This is a genomic window from Demetria terragena DSM 11295, assembly GCF_000376825.1.
In the GTDB taxonomy this organism is placed as follows: domain Bacteria; phylum Actinomycetota; class Actinomycetes; order Actinomycetales; family Dermatophilaceae; genus Demetria; species Demetria terragena.
Genome location: NZ_AQXW01000004.1, coordinates 2675725 through 2699462, shown reverse-complemented (window position 1 = coordinate 2699462; position 23738 = coordinate 2675725). Strand labels below are relative to the sequence as shown.

The window sequence follows — 23738 nt, the reverse complement described above, 5'->3', positions numbered from 1 at the left end:
TGGCTCTAAGCCTGCTGCAACTCGATGCGGTTTCCCACCGCATCGTCGGTGTGGAATCGCGTGACACCAGCGATATTGGTGTCCCAGCGCACGTCGCCACCTGAGGCCTCGATGAGTTTTGCGAGGGCGTTCACGTCCTCAACGAGCAAGCAGGGGTGCGCCTTGCGTGCTGGGCGGAAGTTCTCCTCGACGCCGCAGTGGATCTCCGCGGCGCCAGCACGAAACCAGCATCCCCCACGCACTGCAAGGGCAGGGGGCTTGGGCAATTCGGTCATGCCGAGTACGCCCACGTAAAAGGCCCGTAGGTCGTCCTCGCTGCCTGCGGGGCAGGAGACCTGCACGTGGTGAATCCCGTTGATAGTCATGAGTTTTCCTTTTTGTGAGCTACGGCGAAAATGCGCCGGAAAGGAAAGGGCACACCGTAACTCGCACGCGGGTATGCCGCCGCAAGCGCTGGGCGCAACCGCGCGAGTAGTTCCTCCTGGCCAGCCGAATCGAGTTGGTCGAGGAGCGGACGAAGCGCGGTGCCCTTGACCCACTCCACTACCGGATCCGCCTGCGCCCCTTCAGGATCGAGGATCTGCACATAGGTCGTCTCCCAAACGTCGACATCGGCGCCGAGGGCAGCCAGCAGGCGGGTGTAATCGACGGGTTCGTCGACCGGCGAAGACGTTCGATAGTTCGCCAGGAGGCGTTCGGCCTCCGGGTGGGCGGCGACGACCTCGCGGATGATCCGATGGGATGGCGCATCGAAGTTGCCGGGAACTTGCATGGCGAACCAGCCGCCGGGCGCCAGTGCGCTCATCCAACGCGGGATGGCCTCCTGGTGCCCTGGCACCCATTGCAGGGCGGCATTGGTGATGATGACGTCAGGTGCGCCGTGGAGGTCGACCGGCCACTCGGAAAGGTCGGCCTCGACCCAGCGCACCCGGTCACCGCCTGCCACATCGCGCGCCCGCCGCAACATATCGGGCGAACTGTCAACGCCCACCACAGTCGCCTCCGGCCACCGATCGGCGAGCATGAGCGTCGTCGGCCCATTTCCGCAGCCAAGGTCGACCACGACCTGTGGATCGGTGGCGCCAACCCGCGACAGGAGGTCGGCCAAGGGCCGCGTCCGAAGATCGCCGAAACGTTCGTATTGGTGTGGATCCCAGCTCGGCATCGGACTCCTCAAGTCAGTCTATTTATCTTGATGTCAAGATAAATAGTGCTCCTGAACTATCTCGATGTCAAGAAACTTGACGCGCCGTCGTAACCTGGCAGGTATGGCCATCCAACGGCACGACGAGGTCGACACCATCGTCCAGGCATGGGAGCGCGAGCGCCCCGACCTCGACGCGACGCCGCTGCAGGTTCTCTCCCGCATCTCCCGCCTGGCCCGCCGCCTTGAGCAGGCCCGGGCCGACACCTTCACCGCACACGACCTGGACGGCTGGGAGTTCGACGTCCTTGCCGCGCTGCGCCGGACCGCCGCCCCCCACGAGCTGTCCCCCGGCGCACTCATCCAGGAGACCCTGGTCACCAGCGGCACTATGACGAATCGGGTCGACCGGTTGGAGCAACGCGGCTTCGTCGAGCGACGGCGGGACACCGCCGACCGGCGAGGGGTCTTAGTACGACTGACCGCGACGGGAGGCCGAGTGGTCGACGCTGCCTTTGCCGACCTGCTCGCGCGCGAACAACTCCTGCTGAACGCCCTGCCCGCGCGGGAACGCGACCGGCTCGCAAGCAGCCTCCGACGGTTGTTGAGCGCCGTCGAGGAACCCTGACACAACGGCCGGGGTTCACTACCCGCTAATCGAGCGCCTCAGACAACTCCAACCAGCGCTCTTCAAGGTCGCTGGCCTCGGTCTCCAACTGCCGCAACTCGGCGCCAATCACCTGAAGGCCCTCATAGTCAGTCTGGTCATGCGCGGCCATTCGTTCGTGCTTCGTCCGCACCTGTGCGTCGAGCTTTGCCAGCCGTCGCTCGATAGCGGAGATCTCTTTCTGTGTGGCGCGATGGTCAGCGCTGGAGGTCGGCGCGCGGGTCGCCTCAGCGGCCTTGGCCACTGGCCTCTTGGCCTGCTCTTGGCGAAGCCGAAGATATTCATCGACACCACCGGGTACGTGGCGCAGTCGGCCGTCAAGGATGGCGTACTGCTGGTCAGTGATGCGTTCCAGCAGGTAGCGGTCGTGCGAAATCACCAGCAACGTGCCGGGCCAGGAGTCCAGCAAGTCTTCTAGCGCCGCAAGCATGTCCGAGTCGACATCATTGGTCGGCTCATCGAGGGCGATAACGTTGGGCTCACTCAACAGCAACAGCAAGAGTTGGAGCCTGCGCTTCTGCCCACCAGACAGATCGTTGACGCGCGCCGACAAGTGCTCGCGAGCAAAACCCAAGCGCTCCAGAAGTTGGGCAGGGGTCATGTCCTTTCCGTCCACCAGGAAGGTGGTCTTGGTACGCGCCAGCACCTCCCGCACCCGATCCTGACCGATATCAGCGAGCTGGGAGAACTGCTGGTCCAGGAAGCCGAGCTTGACCGTCTTGCCCCGCTTGACTCGTCCCGAGGTCGGTTCGAGCTCACCGGAAATGAGGTTGAGCAGTGTCGACTTGCCGACCCCATTGGCGCCGAGGATTCCCGTGCGTTCACCTGGCGCGATTCGCCAGGTGACATCGCGCAGAATCTCCCGGTCGCCGAACGACAGGCCCGCTTCTTCAAGGTCGATGACGTCCTTGCCTAGACGCGCAACAGCCATGCGCTGCAACTCAATTGGGTTGCGGACTGGAGGAACGTCGGCGATCAGTTCGTTGGCAGCATCGATCCGGAACTTCGGCTTTGAGGTACGCGCTGGCGGTCCGCGGCGCAACCACGCCAGCTCCTTGCGCAGCAAGTTTTGGCGCTTCTGCTCAGTCGCGGCGTTGATGCGGTCTCGCTCGACTCGCTGCAGCACGTAGGCGGCATACCCACCGTCGAATGGCTCGACGATGCCGTCGTGTACCTCCCAGGTTTCGGTGCAGACCTCATCGAGGAACCACCGGTCGTGGGTGATGACCAACAATCCCCCAGAGCTCTTTGACCAGCGGTTCTTCAAATGCGCGGCGAGCCACGAAATGCCTTCAACATCAAGGTGGTTCGTCGGCTCATCCAAGGCGATGAGGTCCCAATCGCCGATCAGCAGTGCCGCCAGGGCGACACGTCGACGCTGGCCGCCTGAGAGTTCACCGATTTGCGCGGACCAGGGAACATCCGCCGCCAAGCCCTGAATGATGTCCCGGATCCGGGCATCGCCGGCCCACTCGTGCTCGGCCATGTCACCGACGATGCACTCGCTGACTGTCGCATCGTCCGCGAGATCGTCACGCTGCGTGAGGAATCCGAAGCGCACCCCGCCACGGCGCGTGACCCGCCCGGACTGGTAGTCGACTGTTCCGGCGAGCATCCCCAGCAGACTGGATTTGCCGTCGCCGTTGCGTCCGACGATGCCAATCCGATCGCCCTCTTCGATACCAACGCTCACCGAATCGAACACGATCCGCGTCGGGTACTCCAGATGGAGAGATTCTGCGCCTAGCAAGGGTGTTGCGACCAACGTGTATCTCCTACGTGAGCGACGAGCGCTCGGTCGACCTGAGATGGGGCATCACGAGGTGCGCAATCCCTGCTCTCGGATGATCTGTGCTCCCACGACCGGGCCGCGGGCATGCACGACCTCGTCGCCCAATCCGTCGGCGGACAACGCGACCATGAGGTCGATAGCGGCCGTACGATCCCGGGCCAGGAATGCCACGGTCGGCCCGGATCCGCTCACAATCGTTGCCAGCGCACCGTGCTCAAGGCCCGCCATCATGGTGGTACGCAGCCTGGACACCAACGAGCACGCGGCTTCTTCCATGTCGTTGGACAGCGCGGCGGCCAGACCATCGACATCACCGGCACGCAATGCCGTCATGAGCGCTTCGGATGTCGAGGGCTCCGGAACGTTCAACCCTTCGCGAAGTTGATCAACCCGCGCATAGACCGTCGCGGTCGACAAACCTTCGTGGTGCAGGGCAAACACCCAGTCGAAAGTGCCTTGAGTCAGAACGGGCACGACGTGCTCGCCGCGCCCCGATCCCAACGCAGTGCCGCCCGTGAGCAGGAACGGCACATCGCTCCCGACCTTGGCTGCCACCGTCTCCAGGTCTGGTCGGGACAGATCCAGGCCCCATACCGCGTCGCACCCGAGGAGCGCTGCCGCGGCATCGGCCGAGCCACCGGCCATTCCACCCGCGACAGGGATCGACTTTTCGATGGTCAGATGGACGGGCTGGTCAATCTGGTGCCTTTGGGCGAGCAGCCGCGCTGCCCGCATCGCCGAGTTGGTCTCATCGACCGGCACCTTGTCGGCATGGTCACCGTGGACTTCGACTCCCCAGTCGTCCGCGAGCTCAACGGTGACCTCATCGAAGATGTCCACCGCGTGGTAGACCGTCGCGAGGCCATGAAAGCCATCTTCACGAGGCGCCCCTACCCGGAGTTCCAGGTTGACCTTTGCGGGCACACGAACGACCGCTGCAGGCGCGTCGCGTCGAGTCATGGGCTAACCCTAGATGCGGCCGAGCTCGTCGGCGATTCGGGCGTACTCACTGATGCCGAGTCGCTCGCCGCGCAACTGCGGATCGACCCCAGCCGCGACCAGCGCCTCCTCAGCACGCGCGGCGCTTCCAGCAAGGCCGGCAAGGGAGGCACGGAGCGTCTTGCGGCGCGTGGCGAAAGCAGCGTCGATGCAGCGGAATACGGCTTCCCGGCTGGCGGTGCTGCTCGGCGGCTCGCGACGCGTCATCGCCACCAGGCCAGAGTCAACGTTGGGCGCAGGCCAGAAGACGCTACGCCCCACCCGATCGGCCAGCCGGACGTCGGCGTACCACGCGGCCTTGGCGCTCGGTACGCCGTACACCTTCGTACCTGGGCCCGCGGCAAGGCGCTGCGCGACTTCCAACTGCACCATCACCAGCACCCGTTCGAGCGTGGGAAAGCGCTCGAGGAAGGACAGCACCACCGGAACCGACACGTTGTAGGGCAGGTTGGCCACGAGCGCGGTGGGTTGCGGATCTGGCATCGCGGTCACCTCGAGCGCGTTGCCTTCGATGACGCGTAGGCGGTTCGCTCGGTGCGGGGCGAACTGCGCCACCGTTGCGGGCAGTCGCGCGGCGAGCACGGGGTCCACTTCGACCGCCGTGACGTGAGCGGCCGCCGCGACCAGCGGCAGGGTGAGGGAGCCCAGGCCAGGCCCGACCTCCACCACACTGTCGTCCGGACCGATCTGCGCCAGCCGCACGATTTTGCGCACCGTGTTGGCGTCGACCACGAAATTCTGACCCCACTTTTTGGTGGGTCGTATGCCCAGCTCATCAGCCAGCGCACGGATCTGTGCAGGGCCGAGCAGGGTGGCCTCAGAGTCGTTCATAGGGTGCAGCCTCGCATCCCCCGCGGGATGTGAGTTCAGGCGGCGTGGCGGCAGCCCCAAGGCTGCGGGCCGCGCTGGGCATAGACCCGGTTGGCCACGGTGATCTGTTCGGCCCGGCTGGCGAGGTCAGCACGCGGGGCGAAATCGCCACCGCCCGCGCCCAGCCAGGTGCGGATGTCGAACTGGAGGCCGCCGTAGTAGCCATTCCCGTTGTTGATCGACCAGTTGCCGGTGCTTTCGCACTGTGCGATCCGGTCCCACATCGCCGCGCGGGCGGTGTTGAGTCCCGCGCCGGACTCGGCCTTTTCGGTGGCCTTCGGGCTCGGCGCCGCGGACGTCTTGGGCGCGGCCGCTGGCGTGGGCGTGGCCTTCTTAGTGCCGATGGAGATCACCCGGTTGACGGCAGGCTTGGTGACCTTGCTGGCCACCACGTCGGCGGCGATGACTCGGGTGCCAGTGAGTTTCTGTCGGATGGTCACCGTCGCCGCGCCGTTCGCGCCTTCGCTTACCACGGTGACCTTGCCCTGCGGGGCGTTGGCGTCATAGCGACGCTCGGTCCGGAAGGACACCGTGCGCTCGTCGGTCACGGTGCGGACGACAACCGTGGGACGCGTGGCGGCCCGTGCGGCCCGAGTCGACGTCGGCGCGGGCTTCGAGGCCGTCAACGTAGACGTCGACGTGGAGCCGGTCGCCTTCGCGCTGCTCGAGGTCGTCGAGGGCGCCGGAGTCTTTGACGGCGTCGCGCTGCTGCTCGGCGAGGACGTCGACATCGTGGGCAACTCCGCACTCTGCTGAGGCCCTTGCTGACCGCACGCAGTCAGGGCGAGCGCGGACAGTCCGGTCAGGGAAAGGACACGACGGGTCTGTGCGGAAGAAATCACGGTGCTCCGGATAGGTGGGTGTTGATCCATCCCGACGGGACGCGCCTACCGTGCCGGAGGTTCAGGCAAAGGTCAAATTTTGGTAACGATGTGTGACAGGTGTGGCGTATGTGACTTATGAGTGCTCAGGACCACGGCCCGTACGTTCGCTCGCTTGTCTCGGCGAGCGCTGCGCACAGGATGGGGACCGCGACACCCAACACCTCTGCCATGGCTCGCACGGTGAGTGGCACGAGATAGGAGGCGTTGTTGGCGCCTCGGTGCGGAACCGGCGTCAAATAGGGGGCGTCGGTCTCCACCAGCAGGTTCTCGAGCGGGACCACCGCCAGCGCGTTGCGCAGACTGCGGGCGTTCTTGAAGGTCACCGTGCCGGCAAACGACAAGAGATAGCCGCGGCGTACGCACTCCCGCGCCATCTCGATATCCCCAGAGAAACAGTGCAGCACCGTGCGCTCGGGGGCACCCTCCTCCTGGAGGATTCGCAGAACATCGTCGTGGCTGTCGCGGTCATGGATCTGCAGTGCCTTGCCGAGCCGCTTTGCCAGATCGATATGCCACCGGAACGAATCCTGTTGCGCTGCAACACCCTCGGGACCGGTACGGAAGTAGTCGAGTCCCGTCTCACCAATCACTCGGATTCGTGGATGCTCCGCAATGCGGGCGATCTCGGCCCGCGCGGCATCGGTCTGGCCCGCGTCCTCCAGCCGGGGCGCCTCATTGGGGTGAATCGCCACTCCGCCGAGTAGCGCGGGATAGGCATCGATCACCCGCTCGGTGAATCGCGCACCCTCCAGGTCGCACCCAATCTGGACCATCCGGTCGACCCCAACGGCCGTTGCGTCGGCGATTGCTGCCCCGATATCAACCGGTGGGCCACCATCACGAGTGATATCGAGATGAGTGTGGTTGTCGACGACAGGAAGCGGAAGCGGTTGGGGCGCAGCAGGTTTCGACGAGGCGCGATCCACGTCAGGTGTCATCGTCCTCGCCGAGCAGACGTCGGCGTTCTTCCTCGATGACTGACGGGTCGAGCTTCACGAACACCGGCGAGGGTTTGGCGATCGGGGTGCCGGGCACGACCGCGACGCGCTCCCAGCGAGGTGTCGCCGAGTAGTCCCCGGTGATGATCGGGTAGCTGCGACTGGGGTCGTCCAGGTCGGTGACCTGCTCCAAGCGCGGCATCGGTATGAGTTCGCCCCCACCACCGAGCACGAGGTGCACCCGGTTCGAGGCATGCGGCAAGAAGGGCGCCAGGATCGTGTTGAGATCGCTGACGCACTGGACCAGCGTGTGCAGGACAGTCGATAGCCGTTCGCGCTGATCGTCAGCCTTGAGTTTGAAGGGCTCGGTATCGGAGACATACCGATTGACCTCGCCCACCGCCCGCATGGCGTCGACGAGCGCGGCCTTCTGTCGGTGTCGGCTCAGGTTGTCTCCGACCGACGCGAAGGTGTTCGCGACCGTGTCGAGCACCTGCTGGTCGACCTCCTCGAGAGCGCTCGGCGTCGGGATCTCGCCGAACTGCTTCGCGATCATCGACGCCGTGCGATTGACCAGGTTGCCCCACCCGGCTACCAGTTCGGAGTTGTTGCGCTGAACGAACTCATCCCACGTGAAATTGGAGTCCTGGTTCTCTGGCCCAGCGGCAATGATGAAGTAGCGCAACGGATCTGCGCCGTAGCGTTCGATCATGTCTTGGACATAGATGACGTGTTTGCGCGAGGTGGAGAACTGCTTGCCCTCCATCGTGAGGAATTCGCTTGAGACGACCTCTGTCGGCAGATTGAGTTCGCCGTACGGCCCCGGCTCGCCTCCGCGGTCGCCCTTGCCGCCATAGGCAAGGAGTTCGGCCGGCCAGATCTGGGAGTGGAAGACGATGTTGTCCTTGCCCATGAAGTAGCAACTGCGGGCGTCGGCAGCGTTCCACCAATCACGCCAACGATCCGGCTCTCCGCGCCGACGCGCCCATTCAATCGAGGCCGACAGGTAGCCGATCACGGCGTCGAACCACACGTAGAAACGCTTGGTCTCCCAGCCCTCGACGGGCACCTCGATTCCCCAGTCGATGTCCCGGGTCATGGCACGAGGGCGAATCTCGTTCAGGATGTTCTTGCTGAACTTGATGACATTGGGGCGCCACTCACCGCTGGCTTCGCGCTCATCTAGCCACTCGCCGAGGGCGTCTGCAAGTGCGGGTAGATCAAGGAAGAAATGCTGGGTCTCAATGAACTCCGGCGCCTCCCCGTTGATCTTGCTTCGCGGATTGATGAGATCGGTGGGATCGAGTTGGTTGCCGCAGTTGTCGCACTGGTCGCCTCGAGCCGAGTCATAGCCGCAGATTGGGCAGGTGCCCTCGATAAATCGGTCGGGCAGCGTCCGTCTGGTCGAGGGACTGATCGCTCCGTTGGTGGTCTGCTCAACCATGTAGCCGTTACGGCGGCAGGTCTCAAACATCTCCTGCACCACGGCGTGATGGTTGCGCGTGGAGGTCCGGGTGAACAGGTCGTAGGACAAACCCAAGTCGGTGAGATCGGTGGCAATGATCTCGTTGTATTTGTCGGCGACCTGCTGGGGCGTCATGCCCTCTTGTTCGGCGAGCACCAGGATCGGCGTGCCGTGCTCGTCGGTGCCGCTGACCATGAGGACGTCGTGTCCGGCCATCCGCATGTACCGGCTGAAGACGTCAGAGGGCACACCAAAACCGGCGACGTGGCCGATGTGGCGCGGACCGTTGGTGTACGGCCAAGCGACAGCAGATAGAACGTGGCTCATGATCAGTCATCCTAGGAGGCATGGCTGAAGATGTTCGATTCCCCGGTAGTTCTGGAACGACGCTCGGCGGCGTCATCGACCTGCCCGAGGGCGAGGTCCGTGGCTGGGGGGTCTTCGCGCACGGATTCACCCTGGGCAAAGACTTCGTCGCTTCTTCGCGTATCTGCAAACAACTCGCGTCCGAAGGCATCGGCATGCTGAGGTTCGACAGTCTGGGACTCGGCGACTCCGACGGAGACTGGGGCGATGGCTCCTTCTCCCACAAGGTGGCCGATGTGAAAGCCGCGGTGGCCTTCATGAACTCCACCGACCGCCACGTCGACGTGTTGGTCGGTCACTCCTGGGGAGGCGCCGCCGTCATCGCCGCAGGCCATCAACTTCCCAGCATCAGGGCCGTCGCGGCTGTCGCTGCCCCCTCCGATCCCAGCCATGTCGAGCATCAATACGACGATGTCGTGAACCACGTGCTCCGAAACGGCGAGGCGAGATGGCTCGCCGGCGGCAAAGCCCTCACCCTGAAGCGCGCCTTCATCGAAGACGTCCGCCGCGCCGATCTCACCGCCTCAGTGAAGGACCTCGGGCATCCATTGCTCATCCTGCACTCCCCGACCGACAAGACCGTCGGGATAGACAACGCAGCCGAGATCTTCAACATTGCCCGCCACCCGCGTAGTTTTGTCTCGCTGGAGGGCTCGGATCACCTGCTCACCAGGCGAGGCCAAGCTGAGCGCGCGGCCCGCGTCATCAGCGCCTGGGCGGACCCCTACCTCTCGGGGTAACCGTCGGGAGGGAAGCCGTTCATGTTCGCCGCACTCACTGGAGCCGGGCTCTCTGCTGCCGCGGGCCTCAACGCCTACATCCCGTTCCTCATGGTTGCCCTCGTGGCGCGCTTCAGCGACATCATCGTCTTACCGACCTCGCTGGAATGGATCGAGTCGCCTTGGGCCATTGGCGCGGCCGCGCTCCTGCTCGTCACGGATGTCGTCCTCGACAAGATCCCCGCGATTGACTCGATGAACGACATGATCGGTACGGCCATCCGTCCAACGGTCGGCGGCATCGTGTTCGCCGCGACCTCCGCCGTCGACGAGCAGATCGATCAGAGTTCGTTGCTTACTGCGCACCCGTGGGTCGGGGCCATCGGCGGCGTGATCATCGCCGGGTTCGTCCATACCACCAAGGCGGCATCCCGGCCCGCAGTGAACGTCGGAACAGCCGGTGTCGGGGGTCCCGTCCTGTCGGTGGCCGAGGACGCGACCGCGATCGCCATGAGCGTGATTGCGGTGTTTATCCCACTGCTGGTGATTGTCGTCCTGATCGTCATGCTGGTCGCGTCGGTCTGGCTCTGGCAGCGCATTGCACGCTTGCGCCGACGGCGCCGCACCGGGGCGTACGCCTGACTACCGCATGTCATTGCCCCGCCCCCGCGCCGGTAGACTGCGGGGGAATCCCGTCCCCTTACGTACCATTCGGCGCCGCCCCGATGCGCGCCACATAGGAACGCCCGACCGACCCCGATAGGAGCCGGCCCCGCGTGATCGCACTGCTTGCCCTGCACGGCGTCTTGGCCTGCGCGGCGCCCTGGCTCACGGCACGCCTCGGTCCGCGTGTGTTTTGGGTGCTCGCGACCGCTCCAGTGGCAACGGTCGGATGGGCACTGCTGCAGTCCAACGCTATTCGCGAGGGCCGGGCCCCCACCGAACAGTGGGACTGGGTTCCCTCGCTCGGCATGGAGTTGTCCTTCCGGATAGACACGCTGAGTTGGCTGCTGACCCTCATCAGCGGCGGCGTGGGCGCTCTCGTGCTCATCTACTGTCGGCACTATTTCGGTCCCGACTCCACGGGCCTCGGTCGGTTCGCCGGATATCTCACCGGGTTCGCCGGATCCATGCTCGGCTTGATCCTCACCGACGACGCGCTCGTGCTCTATTTGTTCTGGGAACTCACAACGGTCCTGTCGTTCCTCTTGATCGGGCACCGCACGACCAGCAGGACGAGTCGAGCAGCGGCGATGCAGGCGCTGGTCGTCACCACCGCCGGCGGACTGACCATGCTGATCGGGCTGATCCTGCTCGGTGAGTCGGCGGGAACCTACTCGATCTCAGCGCTGGTCGCCCAGCCGCCGACCGGAACCACAGCGCAGGTCGCAATCGCCCTGGTGCTGATCGGCGCGGTCTCCAAGTCGGCGCTCGTGCCATTCCACTTCTGGTTGCCGGGTGCCATGGCCGCACCGACCCCGGTGAGCGCCTACCTCCACGCCGCCGCCATGGTCAAGGCGGGGATCTATCTCGTCGCACGCCTGGCCCCCGGATTCGCCGACGACTCCATCTGGCGAACCGCCCTGCTGGCTCTAGGCGGTTGGACGATGATCCACGGCGCGATCCGCGCGCTGCGCCAGACCGACCTCAAACTCGTGCTCGCCTACGGCACGGTGTCCCAGCTGGGCTTCATGACGATGCTCGTCGGCACCGGCAGCCAAGCGGCCGCGCTCGCCGGCCTGGCCCTCGTGCTCTCCCACGCGCTCTTCAAGTCGGCCCTGTTCCTCACCGTTGGCACCATTGACCACCTCACCGGATCGCGCGACCTGCGCACCCTCAACGGCATCGGCGCTCAGATGCCCTGGTTGCGCGCCGGGGCCGTGCTAGCGGGTATGAGCATGGCGGGCCTGCCCCTGCTCCTCGGGTTCTTCGCCAAGGAAGCCGTGTTTGGCTCCTACCTACAGGGTCTCGAAGGCAGCACCGGCCCACTCGGCAGCGTCCCGGCTGAAATCGCCGTCCTGGCCGTCATCCTGATCGGCTCGGCGCTCACCTTCGCCTATACCGGCTGGTTCCTGGTCGGGGCATTCGGCCACTCAGCAGACCGGCCGATCACCCCGGTCGAGCCCGGCGGTCAACTGCTTCACTCGGTGCCGTTTGCCCTCGGTGTGGCCGGGCTGATCGGCGGTGTGGCCGCCACCTGGCTCGAGCCATACTTCCTGCCCTACGCCAAACAGTGGCCACAGCTGGAGCCGACGGTCTATGTCGGTGGCTGGCACGGATTCAACCTCGCCCTCCTGTTGTCGGTCACCTCCTGGGCGCTCGGCTACGCCATCTACGCGCGTCGCCGCGTCGGTGCGGTCGAAGTCCACCCCCGCTGGCGTCCGTCCGCCGAGGCCTTGTACCGCTACGCCATGGGTCAGATCGACCGCGCCTCAGTCGAACTCACCGGTGCCGTGCAGCGAGGATCGCTCCCGGTGACCCTGGGTTTGATCCTCACGATCCTGGTCGTTTTTCCCGGCGGGATCTTGGTCTTCGGCGATGCGACCTGGCCCACCGAGTTGCGCTTCATGGACTCACCAGCGCAGGCAGCCGTCGCCGTCGTCATGATCGTCGCGAGCCTGGCCGCTACCCGCGCGCGACGACGGATGCGTGCCGTCTTGTTGCTCGGCGTGGTGGGCCAAGGCACCGCTTTGTTGTTCCTCTTCCACGGCGCACCCGACCTGGCGCTCACTCAGGTCTTAGTCGAGACCGTGTCGATCGTGGTGTTCATTCTGGTCCTGCGCCGGTTCACCGGTCGATTCCCCGACAGTGCGCCCCTCCGCATCCGCCGCTGGCGAGCTCTGTTGGGCGTCCTGGCCGGCGTCACGATGTCGGGCCTGGCTCTTACCGCTGCCACGGTGCGCACGGAAGAACCGGCCGCCACCGGACTGTGGGAGAGCGCTAAGGAATTCGGCGGCGGCAAGAACATCGTCAACGTCATCCTGGTCGATACGCGCGCCTGGGACACGATGGGCGAGTTGTCGGTCGTGCTCGTCGCCGCGACCGGAGTGGCGTCGCTGGTCTTTTTGAAGAGCGACGCAGTCGACGCAACCCGCGCTCTCATACGTGGCTCCCGCGAGAAGCGCTATGTCGCGACCGCGCCATTGACCAGGGAAGGCGGTCGTCGTTGGCTGTCCGCGCGCGAGCTCCCCGCCGCTGGCCGGTCGACGCTATTTGAAGTAGTCACCCGCCTGATCTTCCACGTCATCATTCTGTGGTCGCTCTACCTCCTCTTCTCCGGGCACAACAACCCCGGAGGCGGATTTGCTGCCGGCTTGGTCGCCGGACTAGCGCTCGCGGTGCGGTATCTCGCCGGGTCCCGTCGAGAACTCCTGGCCGCTGCGCCGGTTATGCCCGGTCTCCTGATGGGGGCAGGACTCTTCCTATCCGCTGGATTTGGTTTCGTCTCAATGCTCTTCGGGGGCGCTCCGTTGCAGAGTTGGTCCTTCGACCTGTCGGCGCCACTTCTCGGCGAGATCCACATCGTGAGCTCTCTGGTGTTCGACATCGGGGTGTATCTCGTCGTGATCGGGCTCATGCTCGACCTACTGCGCGCACTCGGCGCTCGCCTCGATGCAGTGATCGAGGAGGACGAGGCCGAGCGTGACCGGCCCGCCACCTCAGCGGGGGTTGGTCCATGACCCCGACGTTCTTACTCATCATTGTCTGCGGCGTGCTGTTCGGTTGTGGGGTCTATCTCCTGCTCGCCCGTTCGGTCGTCCGCGCCCTGGTCGGGTTGCTCCTCATCGGCAACGGCGTCAACCTGCTGTTCATGGTCGCCAGCGGCCCCGCGGGTCGTGCCCCCATCATCGGAACGTCCGACCCGGCCGATCAGGCTGACCCGGTGCCGCAGGCCATGGTGCTGACGGCCATCGTGATCTCGCTGTGTATGACCGCCTTCATGCTCGCGCTGGCCCACCGGTCCTGGCAACTCTCTGACACCGACGTCCTCGCCGACGACACCGAAGACGTACGCATCGTGCAGCGGGCGGTCGAGAACGACATGTCCGACAGCGACTTCCACGAGAGCGGTCAGACCACCGCACTGGACGATGATTCACTCGCCCGTACCACAGACAGCAACGACGAGCAGACCTCCGACGACGACGCTCCGGCAGGCCACCAGCCTCCCCCGGCCGACGAGAAGGAGGCGGACCGATGACAGCGGAGATGCTCGTACCGCTGCCCGTGCTACTGCCCCTGATCGGCGCCGGCATCGCCTTGGCAACCGCGCGCAGCACCTTCGTCCAGCGCATCGTCAGCATCGCCGTCCTGATCAGCAACCTGACCATTGCCGGGCTCCTGCTCGCCGCCGCCGACAGTTCCGGCCCCCAAGTAGTCCAAGCCGGCAACTGGGGTCCGACCGAGGGCATCACACTCGTGGTCGACCGACTCTCTGCGCTCATGCTGATCGTCTCGTCGGTGACGATCCTCGCGGTCTTGCTCTATTCGATCGGGCAAGGACGTTCGTCCTTCGACACCCAGGACGACGGCGAATCCCCGCTGCCGATCTTCCACCCGAGCATGCTCGTCCTCACGGCAGGCGTGAGCACGACCTTCATCTCCGGCGATCTGTTCCACATCTATGTCGGCTTCGAGATCCTGCTCGCAGCGAGTTTCGTGTTGCTCACCCTCGGCGGGACGGCCGAACGGGTGCGTGCCGGGATCAGTTATGCGTACGTATCGCTGCTGTCTTCCACCTTGTTCCTGGCGACGATCGCGCTCATCTACGCCGCAACCGGCACCGTCAATCTCGCCCTGCTCAGCGAGCGCATCCCCGATCTGCCGGATGGCACCAAGCTCGCCCTGCACGCGATGCTGCTACTCGCCTTCTCGGTGAAGGCCGCCGTCTTCCCGTTGTCGAGTTGGCTTCCGGACTCCTACCCCACGGCACCGGCGCCGGTGACCGCCGTCTTCGCCGGACTGCTGACCAAGGTCGGCGTCTACGCCATCATTCGCACCCAGACCCTGCTGTTCACCGACGGCAGGCTCGACACCTTGCTGCTCTGGGCGGCGCTACTCACCATGATCGTCGGCATCCTGGGTGCCGTCGCTCAGAACGACATCAAGCGCATGTTGTCTTTCACCCTCGTCAGCCACATCGGCTACATGATCTTCGGGATCGGCGTCGCCAGCGTCGCAGGGTACTCCGCCGCGATCTTCTACATCGTCCATCACATCGCCATCCAGACCGCTCTGTTCCTGGTCACCGGATTGATCGAGCGCTACGGCGGCTCGACGTCTCTGAGCAAGCTCGGCGGGCTGGCCGGCGCCGTACCTTTCCTCGCGGTGCTCTACTTCATCCCGGCCCTGAACCTGGCTGGGGTTCCACCCTTCTCGGGCTTCTTGGGCAAGGTCGGACTGATGCAAGCCGGTGCCGAACTCGGCACCCCGCTGGCCTATCTGTTGCTGGCCGGATCGGCGATCACCTCGCTGCTGACGCTCTACCCCCTTGGACGAGTGTGGACGCGAGCGTTCTGGCAGTCCCAACCCGAGGACGTCGAAGAGCACCTGGAAGGGGCCAGCCGCCACGGAAACGACCAGCCCCTCGGGCCAGGCGTTGTCTGGCCGACCGCCGGGCTGGTGGTCGCGACCTGCGCACTGACCGTCGCAGCCGGCCCATTGTTCGGCATCACCGATCGCGCCGCGGTCGACCTGCTGGACCGGACGCCGTACGTCTCCACCGTGCTGGGTGGTGAGACCGGTGATCCGTGATCGCCTTCAGCCAGTCCCGCTGGTCCTGCTCACCGTCGTGTGGATTCTCCTGTGGGGAAACATCTCGTGGGCCAATGCCCTGGGCGGCATGGCACTCAGCACGCTGGTCTTGCTGATCTTCCCGCTGCCGCGCCTGGTCACCGGGATTCGAGTCCGCGCTTGGCCGCTGGTCGTGCTGATCAGCGTGTTCCATCGCGATCTGTTTGTCGCGAGCGCTCAGGTGGCGCTCGCCGCGTTCTTCCATGGGCCAGGCACCCATGGGCGCCTGGTGTCAGTACGACTGCGCTCGCCTGACGAGCAGCTTCAGACGATCACCGCCGAGATGGTGGCGCTTGTTCCTGGCACTGTGGTGATCGACCTCAACAGCGCCAGCCGGATGCTACTCGTCCACGCCCTCGGCGTTGAAGATGAGCCCGGCGCCGAGGTGGTACGCCGCTCGATCCTGGCGCAGGAGGACCGGGTGCTTCGCGCCCTGGCCGTAGATCCCTCGTGCGGTGCGAACTCGATTGTCCCGCAGGAGGACTCATGAACTCCATCGAGTTAACGGTTGCCTGGATCATCGGCGTCGTGCTGCTGTTAGCCGCGCTACTCACGTTGGCGCGCATCATTCGCGGACCAAGTGTCTTGGACCGGGTGGTCGCCTCCGACGTGATGGTGTCGATCATCGTGTCCGTCCTGGCTGTTGAGGCCGCCTTTACCGACCACAGCACCACGCTGCCCATCCTGATCTCGTTGTCTTTGATCGGCTTCATCGGATCGGTCGCGGTGGCCCGCTTCGTCGCCCGAGACCGCGATGCGCCGTCACCCGATCAGACGACCAGAAGGTGGCGGCGATGAGCACGTGGGCGACGGTGTCCGACGCGATCGGGCTGGTTCTGCTGCTACTCGGGTCGCTCCTGTGCCTCGCCGCGGCCGTCGGCTTGGTGCGCTTTCCCGATCTGTTGACCCGGATGCACTCCGGCACCAAGCCTCAGGTCCTCGGCACCCTTCTGGTCCTGCTTGGCCTGGCACTGCGACTGCGCGAACCGCTCGACATCGGGATGATCTTCCTGATCAGCCTGTTCCAGCTCCTGACCGTGCCGGTCGGCTCGCACATGATCGGCCGGGCGGCATACCGCACTGGTCAGACCGACGATGTCGAAGGCGACCGGCCCGACTTATAGCTGGTTTCGCGGCGCCTTGACCGACAGCACCGGGCAATGCGCCTCTAACAGGATCTGCTGGGCGACCGACCCGAACAGCAACTTGCCTGTGGGCGAACGGTGTTTAACCCCGATCACGATGACGGACGGCTCGAGTTGTGCGGCGACATCGAGCAGCGCACCAACGGGATCCCGGTCGCGCTCATCGGCGACCTGGTGAGTCACCTTCACGTCCTCGGGACTTTCTGCGGTCAAACCCGATCCATCTGCGAGGGCGACGACGACAACATCCTCCGACCGGCGCCTCGCCTCATCGAGTCCCGCAGCAAATGCTGCCGCGCTCTCCGGAGTGGCCTGGTCAACAACAAGCACGGGCATGGTTAGACGTCCTTCCCAACACGAGCCGCCAGCACCTGGCGGGCTTTGAACACGAGTACGAGAGCCAACAGGCCGTAGAGCACCTTGGTGATAGGTCCCTCAAAGAGCGAGGCATAACTGCCGTTGGAGGCGATGAGCGCGTCGCGCAGGCTGCGCTCCGCTAGGGGGCCAAGCACCATGCCGATCAGCAGCGGAGCGACCGGGATGTCGAATCGACGCATCCACCAGCCAAGCAAGCCGACTGCCAGCAACAAGAGAAGGAAGAACGGCCCAGGCGAGGTGGCATAGATGCCGAGTCCGCAGAACATCGCGATCCCGCCGTAGAGGTACGGCGCGGGGATCAGCAACAGCTTCGACCACAACTGCGCGAACGGCAGGTTGATTACCAGCAGCATGACCATGGCAATGAAAAAGCTGGCCAAGAGCGGCCACACCAGGTCGCCGGACTTTTCGAACAGCAACGGTCCCGGGGTCAGGCCGTACTGACGGAACGCGGCGAGCATGATCGCAGCCGTTGCCGACACGGGAAGGCCAAGAGCCAGCAACGCGCCCATCGACATTCCCGTGGTCGAGTTGCCAGCGGCCTCGGGTGCCGCCAGGCCGCGAATAGCGCCAGAGCCGAACTGCGGGTCATCACGGCGGCGGTCGAGACGACGCTCGGCATCGAACGCCAAAAAGGTCGGAACCTCTGCGCCGCCGACGGGGACCACACCAAATGGCAGACCGATCGCGGTGCCGCGCGCCCACGCAGGAGCTGCTTCCTTCATCTCGGCAGAGGAAAGGAAACCCCGCTCAGCTTTGGCCCCCAACTGCTTGGGCTTGGGGTCGCGGTGGAAGCGGGAAATGACCTTGAACAGTTCCCCCACCGCGAGCAGGCCCACGGCAACGACAACGATGGAGACGCCATCGAAGAGTTGGGTTGAGCCGAAGGTCATGCGCTCGGCGCCGGTGAAGGCGTCCGTACCGACCACAGCGATCATGAGGCCGAGGACCAGCGAGGCCAGGCCCTTGACCGGCGACTCGGACACCACCGAGGAAATAGCACCGAAGGCCAAAATTGTGAGCGCGACAAACTCCGGCGCACCAAAGTTGGCCGACCACTCGGCGAGCTGTGGCGCCAAGAACACCACGATGACAGAGGAAATCATCCCACCGACGAACGCGCCGATGGCGGCCGTCGCGAGGGCTTGCGGCGCACGCCCGTTCTGGGCCATCTTGTGGCCCTCGAACGTGGAGGCAATCGAGGACGACTGCCCGGGCGTATTCATCAAGATCGCCATCGTGGAGTCACCGAACAAACCACCGAAGTAGACCGCCGAAAACAGGATAAACGCGGCTGTCGGGTCCAGCGCAAAGGTCATCGGCAGCAGGAGCGCGACGGCCATCGAGGAGCCCAGGCCAGGAAGTACGCCCACGGCGGTGCCGATGAGGCAGCCGACGATGACCCAGAGCAGGTTGGCGGGAGTGAGGGCTTGGCCGAAGCCCTCCATGAGTAGTCCGAACTGGTCCATGTCAGAGCCCTCCCAGAATTCCGGCCGGTAGCGGCACGTCGAGGACGACTCCGAAGATCAGGTAGATCCCACTGCTGGCGAGCAGCGCGACGGAGACGTCGAAGAGTGGCCGCTTGCTCGCGAAGGCATGCGCCACGGTCCAGAAGAGCAGGGCTGCGGCGATGATCCAGCCGAGAATGTCGAGAAGGGCACCGAAGGCCAGGAACCCGCCGACCGCCCAACTCACCGCTTTCCAATCGGTATAGGTCGGGTAGGTATTTCCCTTGGCGACCACATCTCCGTGGCGCACCGCGGCCACGGCGAGCAGCACGGTCAAAAGGGCACCGGCCGCGACCAAGATCCACGGGACGAAGGTGGGGCCGGGAAAGTCGGTCTCCTCTGGCACCTCCATGCGGGCCGTCCCGATCGCCGTGATGATGGTGAATGCGGCCATCACCGCCGGCACCGCGAGGGCCACCGTTCCAGATCTCGTCGCCTCTGGTGTGCGCGTTGCGAGGTTATTCATTTGCCCAGATCCTCATACAGTCCACCGATGACTTTGTATTCATTGCGGAGGAATTTTTCAAAGGCTGGCCCCTCGAGCCAGACCGGATTCCACTTGTAGTTCTTGACCGCGTCGGACCATTCTGGAGTCTTGGTCACACTCTTAAAGACATCGCGGATTTCGCCTGCCTCGTCGGCAGAGATTCCCGGCGGCGCGAACACGGCGCGCCAGTTTGCCAGTGTCACGTCGTACCCCATCGAACGCAGGGTCGGGATCTTGACGCCTTGCAGCGGCTCCTTGGCCGCGATGCCCAGCGCCCGGAGCCGACCGCTGGCGATCTGATCAACGACATCGGGGTAGCCAGACAAGGCCGCGGCCGCGGTCTTAGTCACCAACGCTTGGGCAACCTCTCCACCACCGGATTTGGGGATGTAAGCAACCTTTTTGGGGTCGATCCCGGCCGCCTTGGCCAACTGCGCCATGACCAATTCATCGAAACTGCCACCGCCGGTGAACGGCACCGCCTTGGGGTTCTTCTTCCACGCGGCGATCAAGTCCTTCAAGGTCTTGTATGGCGAACTCGCCGGTACGAGAACGACGTCATACTCCTCCACGACCCGGGCAATGGGCGTCATGTCCGTGAGGTGGATCGAGGTGTTGCCCTCGATCTCACCCGCGACGATCCCCGAACCGCCGACCATGGCGACATCGGGGCGACCCTTGAGCGAGTTGAGCTGACGGAGGCCGATCGTGCCGTTGGCGCCGGGCACATTGCGCACCTGGATGGTGCTGGCCAGCCCATGATCACGAGCGGCTGCCTGCGCTTCGCGCATGAAGGTGTCCCACCCGCCACCGGCACCCGCCGGGGCGATGAAGGTCGCCTTGTCACGGATCGTGGTGCTCGCGCCGGCGCGGATGAAAGACTGGGACACCGCCAGACCGACGACAATCACGACAACAACGGCGTAGACCGCCATACCGACAGACCACTTCCGCCGTGGCCCGGCATCATGTCTCGTGGAACTCATCCACATTCCTTCCACGCATTGTGAAACGTTTAGTTCTTTGTGGTCATAGCGTTCTTTTTGATATAACTCAAGCGACCGCTTCAGACGTTTCCGAACATTAGCGCATGAAATGTAGGAAGGGAAGAAGCTGGCATGAGAAAGCCGCTCGAGCAACTGGCTCGAGCGGCTTCCACGGAAGGATCAGGCGCTCCCCGGCGTGCACTCCAGGAACGTCTCAAAGGTGATCCAGATGTCGTCGTTGGCTGTCTTCCATTCGGTAGTGTTCGGCACCCGGCGTCGGATCATGGCAGCCCCACCCATCTCGAAGGTTGTCTGTGCCTTCGACGCAACAAAGGTCAGCGTCCAACTGCGCTCGCTTGAGTCTCCAGGCGTGGTGCCGAGACCATCGGACGCCACGGCCTGGTCGGTCAGGCGATCAAAGATCAAGGCGCCATCGACCAGCACCTGGGCGCGCATCTGATCCGACCTGTCGGGTTGATTGATGCCCCCGGCGTTCTGCCACATGGTCTTGACTTGAAAGGTGTAGGTCACCCCAGGGACCGTCTGCAGCACGGTGCGCGCCCGGCGGATGGTGAGTTCCTTATTGGCGTCCGACGCGTCGTAGAAGTTGTCATCAAACACCCGCCAGGTCAGGGTGTTTTTGCCGAACCCGAAGTCATCAATCTCGTTAGCGCGAGCCCGACCACTCCGCACTGTCTGCCATTCGCTTCCCGGGGCCACTGACGGACACTCGGGTTCCGAAGCCGCCGCCGCCGGGGCCGTGCTGGCGACAGCCAGGACGGGCACCGCCCAGGCGGCGCCCTTGGCGATCGTTCGGCGACTCGGCTCGGGCAGGGCTGATCGTTCTCGCATCAATTGCTCCCATGTCACATGAAACGGCGTGTACGACCGCCATGCTAGAGAACAGTGTTCATTTTTAAAAACGTCAGTCTCGTTCTAGCGTTTGCTCAACGCCGCCTCGTAGAGCTGCTTGGTCGGAATTCCAGTCTCAGCACGCACGATTCGGCAAGCGTCCTTCAGCCGGGTACCGCCCTCCGTCAGATCCAGCACTCGGGCCACGGCCTGCTCCGGATCGACATTGCGCGGCGCCCCAGCCACGACGATGGTGATCTCGCCGCGCACACCCGGAGCCGCCCAGTCCGCAAGGTGCGCGAGTCCACCGCGCTTGACCTGCTCGTACGTTTTCGTGAGCTCGCGGCAGACCGCCGCTCTCCGATCCTCGCCCAAGACCTCAGCCATCGTGGCGAGGGTGTCGGCGATCCGATGCGGCGACTCAAAAAACACCATCGTGCGCGGCTCGTCCACGACGTCGGTCAACACCCTGCGTCGCTCCCCTGGCTTCCTCGGCAGGAAGCCTTCGAAGCAGAACCGATCCACCGGAAGACCGGACACGGCCAGCGCGGTGAGTACGGCGCTCGGCCCAGGAATGCACGTGACAGTCAGGTCAGCCTCGGCACACGCGGTCACTACACGAAATCCGGGATCACTAATCGAGGGCATCCCCGCGTCGGTGACGATCAAAACGGTGTCGCCCTGCGCAACTCGCTGGGTGAGTTCCTCGGTTCGCGCCACCTCGTTGTGCTCGTGATAGCTCAGGATTTGCCCGGCCGGTTCGACGTCCAATGCCTGGCAAAGGCGTCGCAACCGCCGGGTGTCTTCGGCGGCGACGACCTGCGCGGTGGCGAGCTCGCGTACGAGCCTCGGTGGCGCGTCGCTGGGGTCACCGATAGGGGTTGCAGCGAGGACGAGGCGACCAGACATAGGGCAAGCCTAGGAGCCGCTGCTACCCACGTGCCGCCACCACTTCGGCTCCACATCTTTCCCAGAGGTGGCTCGACTACCCTCCACGGAGACGGAGGACGGAAACACGGCACGGCACGACACGGCACGGCACGCGAGATAGAAGGGTAAAGCGCATGACGACGACGGCGGAGCGACCGGCGCCAGCCGACGCACCCCTGCCGCCCGAGGCGCCAAGCACCCGAATCGCCCTGCTGCGCAGGCTTCTCGGCCGACCCCGGACGGCTCGAGAACGCTTGTGGGCTTGGCTCGGCCCAGCCATCGTCACGATCGTGGGTGGGGTCCTTCGACTGTGGGACCTCGGCCGACCGCACCAATTGATCTTTGACGAGACCTACTACGTCAAGCAGGGTTGGTCGACCGTCCTCAATGGGTATGAGGTCAAGCGACCGGAGTCGGTCCCTGAGAAGAGTGTCGATGGACTCTTCACCAATGATGGCGCGGCGACGGTCTACGGCACCGAGCCCGATCTGGTGGTCCACCCGCCGGTCGGCAAGTGGGTGATCGGTTGGGGCGAACAACTCTTCGGCATCGACGACTCGTTCGGCTGGCGCTTCGGCGTGGCTATCGCCGGGACTCTGCTGATCTATCTGGTCGGGCGCGCGGCGTGGCACTTGTTCCGTTCGGCCTTTCTGGCGACCATCGCCTCGGTCTTGATTGCCGTCGAAGGCATGGCGTTCGTTCATTCCCGTGTCAGCATCCTCGACGGCATTCTGACGTTCTGGGTTGTCGCGGGGTTTGTGGCGCTTCTGGCTGACCGTGACGCGGCTCGGCGCCGACTCGCCACCCTGGTCGCGGCGCAGCGGGACGCTGGCGAGTTCACCGGCAAGGCGCGACTCGGCGGGCCGTGGCTCGGGATCCGCCCGTGGCGGTTTGTCGCGGGCGTGTGCCTTGGCCTGGCGTGCGGCACCAAATGGTCCGGCGGCTTCTTCTTGGCGGCCTTCGGATTACTCAGCGTGTTCTGGGACCTCGGCGCTCGCCGAGCGGTCGGCGTGACCCGCTATGTGTCGGCCACTTTCATCAAGGACGCCATACCTGGGGCGGTCATCATCGTGGGCAGCGCGGCGGCGACCTATCTCGCGAGCTGGTGGGGGTGGCTGCGCTCGAGTGGTGGCTACGGCCGCGACTGGGCCGACAAGCACCCCGCCGTGAAGGACACCGGGATTGCGCCGGACAGTTCGTTGTTCGGGTGGGTTCCGGACTCCTTGCGTTCGCTATGGAACTACCACCTCGAGATGTTCGACTCCGCGTCGAGCATCACTTCGCCGCACGCGTACGAATCGAATCCTTGGTCGTGGATGATCCAGGCGAGACCCGTGCTCTACTTCGCCGAATATCCCAAGGAGGGTGAGCCGGGCTGCACGTCCACCGAGTGCGCCAAGATCATCACCTCGCTGGGCAATGTGTCGATCTGGTGGGTGGCGACGGCGGCGTTGGCGGTGCTGCTCTTCATGTGGGCGCTGCGCCGCGACTGGCGCGCCGGTGCCATCTTGGCTGGCCTACTCGCGGGGTGGTTGCCCTGGTTCATGTATCAGGAACGCACCATCTTCACCTTCTACGCGGTGGTGATGGCGCCGTTCGCGGTGCTTGCGGTGACCTACGTCTGTGGGCTCGTTCTCGGCTCGCCGGCGGCCAGCGCGGCTCGCCTGCGAGTTGGTCGCACGGTGGTGGTGTCGTACGTCGTCCTTGCGGTGGCGTTCTTCGTCTTCTGGTGGCCGATCTATACCGCCCAGATCGTGCCGCGCGGGTTCTGGCAACTGCACAACTGGTTCCCCAGCTGGATCTGACCACTACACA

Annotated in this window: 25 protein-coding genes; 11 read left to right on the top strand and 14 right to left on the bottom strand. The window is 64.7% G+C overall.

Features of this window, described 5'->3' with window-relative positions; translation table 11 throughout:
• Positions 1-5 precede the first annotated feature (5 nt).
• Both F562_RS0117290 and F562_RS0117285 read right to left on the bottom strand, forming a co-directional pair.
• Positions 6-365 carry a VOC family protein gene (locus F562_RS0117290; protein ID WP_018158233.1) on the bottom strand — a complete coding sequence of 120 codons (360 nt, stop codon included), beginning with the start codon at positions 363-365 and terminating at the stop codon, positions 6-8.
• On the bottom strand, positions 362-1165 hold the full coding sequence (locus F562_RS0117285; protein WP_018158232.1) for a methyltransferase domain-containing protein: 804 nt from the start codon (positions 1163-1165) through the stop codon (positions 362-364). Before F562_RS0117285 ends, F562_RS0117290 begins: the two co-directional genes overlap by 4 nt.
• Before the next feature lie 103 nt (positions 1166-1268).
• Between F562_RS0117285 and F562_RS0117280 the strand changes: the two genes are divergently transcribed.
• A complete protein-coding gene (locus tag F562_RS0117280) occupies positions 1269-1772 on the top strand; it encodes a MarR family winged helix-turn-helix transcriptional regulator (RefSeq protein ID WP_018158231.1) in 504 nt (167 codons plus the stop codon).
• Positions 1773-1797: 25 nt separating this feature from the next.
• Here F562_RS0117280 and F562_RS0117275 read toward each other — a convergent pair whose 3' ends face one another.
• From F562_RS0117275 to F562_RS20685, 4 genes are read right to left on the bottom strand one after another with little or no spacing between them, the layout of a single operon-like run.
• Positions 1798-3576 carry an ABC-F family ATP-binding cassette domain-containing protein gene (locus tag F562_RS0117275; protein WP_156822706.1) on the bottom strand — a complete coding sequence of 593 codons (1779 nt, stop codon included), beginning with the start codon at positions 3574-3576 and terminating at the stop codon, positions 1798-1800.
• A 51-nt stretch (positions 3577-3627) separates the two neighbouring features.
• Positions 3628-4563, bottom strand: a complete 936-nt coding sequence (locus F562_RS0117270) for a 4-(cytidine 5'-diphospho)-2-C-methyl-D-erythritol kinase (protein WP_018158229.1) — start codon at positions 4561-4563, stop codon at positions 3628-3630.
• 9 nt (positions 4564-4572) lie between these two features.
• The gene (rsmA, locus tag F562_RS0117265) at positions 4573-5433 is read right to left on the bottom strand and encodes a 16S rRNA (adenine(1518)-N(6)/adenine(1519)-N(6))-dimethyltransferase RsmA (RefSeq protein WP_018158228.1); all 861 of its coding nucleotides are present in this window, start codon (positions 5431-5433) and stop codon (positions 4573-4575) included.
• Positions 5434-5468: 35 nt separating this feature from the next.
• Positions 5469-6020 carry a resuscitation-promoting factor gene (locus F562_RS20685; protein ID WP_169333397.1) on the bottom strand — a complete coding sequence of 184 codons (552 nt, stop codon included), beginning with the start codon at positions 6018-6020 and terminating at the stop codon, positions 5469-5471.
• 25 nt (positions 6021-6045) lie between these two features.
• Here F562_RS20685 and F562_RS20980 point away from each other — a divergent pair, with 25 nt between their 5' ends.
• On the top strand, positions 6046-6228 hold the full coding sequence (locus F562_RS20980) for a hypothetical protein (RefSeq protein ID WP_169333396.1): 183 nt from the start codon (positions 6046-6048) through the stop codon (positions 6226-6228).
• Between the two features lie 211 nt (positions 6229-6439).
• Here the strand turns inward: F562_RS20980 and F562_RS0117250 are convergent, their stop codons facing one another.
• Together F562_RS0117250 and metG are read right to left on the bottom strand one after the other, a co-directional pair.
• On the bottom strand, positions 6440-7294 hold the full coding sequence (locus F562_RS0117250; protein WP_026181369.1) for a TatD family hydrolase: 855 nt from the start codon (positions 7292-7294) through the stop codon (positions 6440-6442).
• Positions 7284-9086, bottom strand: coding sequence for a methionine--tRNA ligase (gene metG, locus F562_RS0117245; protein WP_018158224.1), 1803 nt, complete (start codon positions 9084-9086; stop codon positions 7284-7286). Before metG ends, F562_RS0117250 begins: the two co-directional genes overlap by 11 nt.
• Positions 9087-9106: 20 nt before the next feature.
• Here metG and F562_RS0117240 point away from each other — a divergent pair, with 20 nt between their 5' ends.
• The 8 genes from F562_RS0117240 (at position 9107) to mnhG (ending at position 16761) form a co-directional block, all read left to right on the top strand.
• Positions 9107-9865, top strand: a complete 759-nt coding sequence (locus F562_RS0117240) for an alpha/beta hydrolase family protein (RefSeq protein WP_018158223.1) — start codon at positions 9107-9109, stop codon at positions 9863-9865.
• 21 nt (positions 9866-9886) lie between these two features.
• A complete protein-coding gene (locus F562_RS0117235; RefSeq protein WP_018158222.1) occupies positions 9887-10486 on the top strand; it encodes a DUF4126 domain-containing protein in 600 nt (199 codons plus the stop codon).
• Between the two features lie 134 nt (positions 10487-10620).
• Entirely contained in the window at positions 10621-13524 is a 2904-nt protein-coding gene (locus tag F562_RS0117230; RefSeq protein WP_018158221.1) for a Na+/H+ antiporter subunit A, read from the top strand.
• Positions 13521-14045, top strand: a complete 525-nt coding sequence (locus F562_RS19860; RefSeq protein WP_018158220.1) for a Na(+)/H(+) antiporter subunit C — start codon at positions 13521-13523, stop codon at positions 14043-14045. Before F562_RS0117230 ends, F562_RS19860 begins: the two co-directional genes overlap by 4 nt.
• Positions 14042-15598, top strand: a complete 1557-nt coding sequence (locus tag F562_RS0117220; protein WP_018158219.1) for a Na+/H+ antiporter subunit D — start codon at positions 14042-14044, stop codon at positions 15596-15598. The genes F562_RS19860 and F562_RS0117220 overlap by 4 nt, the downstream gene beginning before the upstream one ends.
• Entirely contained in the window at positions 15588-16127 is a 540-nt protein-coding gene (locus F562_RS19855) for a Na+/H+ antiporter subunit E (RefSeq protein WP_018158218.1), read from the top strand. Before F562_RS0117220 ends, F562_RS19855 begins: the two co-directional genes overlap by 11 nt.
• Complete coding sequence (locus F562_RS0117210; protein WP_018158217.1) at positions 16124-16435, top strand: MrpF/PhaF family protein; 312 nt, start codon at positions 16124-16126, stop codon at positions 16433-16435. The genes F562_RS19855 and F562_RS0117210 overlap by 4 nt, the downstream gene beginning before the upstream one ends.
• Positions 16432-16761 carry a monovalent cation/H(+) antiporter subunit G gene (gene mnhG, locus F562_RS0117205; protein ID WP_026181368.1) on the top strand — a complete coding sequence of 110 codons (330 nt, stop codon included), beginning with the start codon at positions 16432-16434 and terminating at the stop codon, positions 16759-16761. The genes F562_RS0117210 and mnhG overlap by 4 nt, the downstream gene beginning before the upstream one ends.
• On the opposite strand, the gene F562_RS0117200 is transcribed toward mnhG, so the two are convergent.
• The 6 genes from F562_RS0117200 to rsmI all read right to left on the bottom strand — a co-directional run bounded on the left by F562_RS0117200 (position 16756) and on the right by rsmI (position 21902).
• A complete protein-coding gene (locus tag F562_RS0117200) occupies positions 16756-17118 on the bottom strand; it encodes a universal stress protein (RefSeq protein ID WP_018158215.1) in 363 nt (120 codons plus the stop codon). The genes mnhG and F562_RS0117200 overlap by 6 nt on opposite strands.
• A 2-nt stretch (positions 17119-17120) precedes the next feature.
• Positions 17121-18629, bottom strand: coding sequence for a tripartite tricarboxylate transporter permease (locus F562_RS0117195; RefSeq protein WP_018158214.1), 1509 nt, complete (start codon positions 18627-18629; stop codon positions 17121-17123).
• 1 nt (position 18630) lies between these two features.
• Entirely contained in the window at positions 18631-19134 is a 504-nt protein-coding gene (locus tag F562_RS0117190; protein ID WP_018158213.1) for a tripartite tricarboxylate transporter TctB family protein, read from the bottom strand.
• On the bottom strand, positions 19131-20141 hold the full coding sequence (locus tag F562_RS0117185; protein WP_040385395.1) for a Bug family tripartite tricarboxylate transporter substrate binding protein: 1011 nt from the start codon (positions 20139-20141) through the stop codon (positions 19131-19133). Before F562_RS0117185 ends, F562_RS0117190 begins: the two co-directional genes overlap by 4 nt.
• Before the next feature lie 180 nt (positions 20142-20321).
• On the bottom strand, positions 20322-20993 hold the full coding sequence (locus F562_RS0117180) for a hypothetical protein (protein ID WP_018158211.1): 672 nt from the start codon (positions 20991-20993) through the stop codon (positions 20322-20324).
• An 84-nt stretch (positions 20994-21077) separates the two neighbouring features.
• On the bottom strand, positions 21078-21902 hold the full coding sequence (rsmI, locus tag F562_RS0117175) for a 16S rRNA (cytidine(1402)-2'-O)-methyltransferase (protein WP_018158210.1): 825 nt from the start codon (positions 21900-21902) through the stop codon (positions 21078-21080).
• Positions 21903-22057: 155 nt separating this feature from the next.
• Here rsmI and F562_RS0117170 point away from each other — a divergent pair, with 155 nt between their 5' ends.
• Positions 22058-23728, top strand: coding sequence for a dolichyl-phosphate-mannose--protein mannosyltransferase (locus F562_RS0117170; RefSeq protein WP_018158209.1), 1671 nt, complete (start codon positions 22058-22060; stop codon positions 23726-23728).
• The last annotated feature ends 10 nt before the right edge of the window (positions 23729-23738 follow it).

What these genes read in the sequence shown, in the direction of transcription:
- F562_RS0117290 (WP_018158233.1), bottom strand. Translation starts at nt 365, where the DNA reads ATGACTATCAACGGGATTCACCACGTGCAGGTCTCCTGCCCCGCAGGC.
- F562_RS0117285 (WP_018158232.1), bottom strand. Translation starts at nt 1,165, where the DNA reads ATGCCGAGCTGGGATCCACACCAATACGAACGTTTCGGCGATCTTCGG.
- F562_RS0117280 (WP_018158231.1), top strand. Translation starts at nt 1,269, where the DNA reads ATGGCCATCCAACGGCACGACGAGGTCGACACCATCGTCCAGGCATGG.
- F562_RS0117270 (WP_018158229.1), bottom strand. Translation starts at nt 4,563, where the DNA reads ATGACTCGACGCGACGCGCCTGCAGCGGTCGTTCGTGTGCCCGCAAAG.
- rsmA (WP_018158228.1), bottom strand. Translation starts at nt 5,433, where the DNA reads ATGAACGACTCTGAGGCCACCCTGCTCGGCCCTGCACAGATCCGTGCG.
- F562_RS0117250 (WP_026181369.1), bottom strand. Translation starts at nt 7,294, where the DNA reads ATGACACCTGACGTGGATCGCGCCTCGTCGAAACCTGCTGCGCCCCAA.
- metG (WP_018158224.1), bottom strand. Translation starts at nt 9,086, where the DNA reads ATGAGCCACGTTCTATCTGCTGTCGCTTGGCCGTACACCAACGGTCCG.
- F562_RS0117240 (WP_018158223.1), top strand. Translation starts at nt 9,107, where the DNA reads ATGGCTGAAGATGTTCGATTCCCCGGTAGTTCTGGAACGACGCTCGGC.
- F562_RS0117235 (WP_018158222.1), top strand. Translation starts at nt 9,887, where the DNA reads ATGTTCGCCGCACTCACTGGAGCCGGGCTCTCTGCTGCCGCGGGCCTC.
- F562_RS19860 (WP_018158220.1), top strand. Translation starts at nt 13,521, where the DNA reads ATGACCCCGACGTTCTTACTCATCATTGTCTGCGGCGTGCTGTTCGGT.
- F562_RS0117220 (WP_018158219.1), top strand. Translation starts at nt 14,042, where the DNA reads ATGACAGCGGAGATGCTCGTACCGCTGCCCGTGCTACTGCCCCTGATC.
- F562_RS0117210 (WP_018158217.1), top strand. Translation starts at nt 16,124, where the DNA reads ATGAACTCCATCGAGTTAACGGTTGCCTGGATCATCGGCGTCGTGCTG.
- mnhG (WP_026181368.1), top strand. Translation starts at nt 16,432, where the DNA reads ATGAGCACGTGGGCGACGGTGTCCGACGCGATCGGGCTGGTTCTGCTG.
- F562_RS0117200 (WP_018158215.1), bottom strand. Translation starts at nt 17,118, where the DNA reads ATGCCCGTGCTTGTTGTTGACCAGGCCACTCCGGAGAGCGCGGCAGCA.
- F562_RS0117195 (WP_018158214.1), bottom strand. Translation starts at nt 18,629, where the DNA reads ATGGACCAGTTCGGACTACTCATGGAGGGCTTCGGCCAAGCCCTCACT.
- F562_RS0117190 (WP_018158213.1), bottom strand. Translation starts at nt 19,134, where the DNA reads ATGAATAACCTCGCAACGCGCACACCAGAGGCGACGAGATCTGGAACG.
- F562_RS0117185 (WP_040385395.1), bottom strand. Translation starts at nt 20,141, where the DNA reads ATGAGTTCCACGAGACATGATGCCGGGCCACGGCGGAAGTGGTCTGTC.
- F562_RS0117180 (WP_018158211.1), bottom strand. Translation starts at nt 20,993, where the DNA reads ATGCGAGAACGATCAGCCCTGCCCGAGCCGAGTCGCCGAACGATCGCC.
- rsmI (WP_018158210.1), bottom strand. Translation starts at nt 21,902, where the DNA reads ATGTCTGGTCGCCTCGTCCTCGCTGCAACCCCTATCGGTGACCCCAGC.
- F562_RS0117170 (WP_018158209.1), top strand. Translation starts at nt 22,058, where the DNA reads ATGACGACGACGGCGGAGCGACCGGCGCCAGCCGACGCACCCCTGCCG.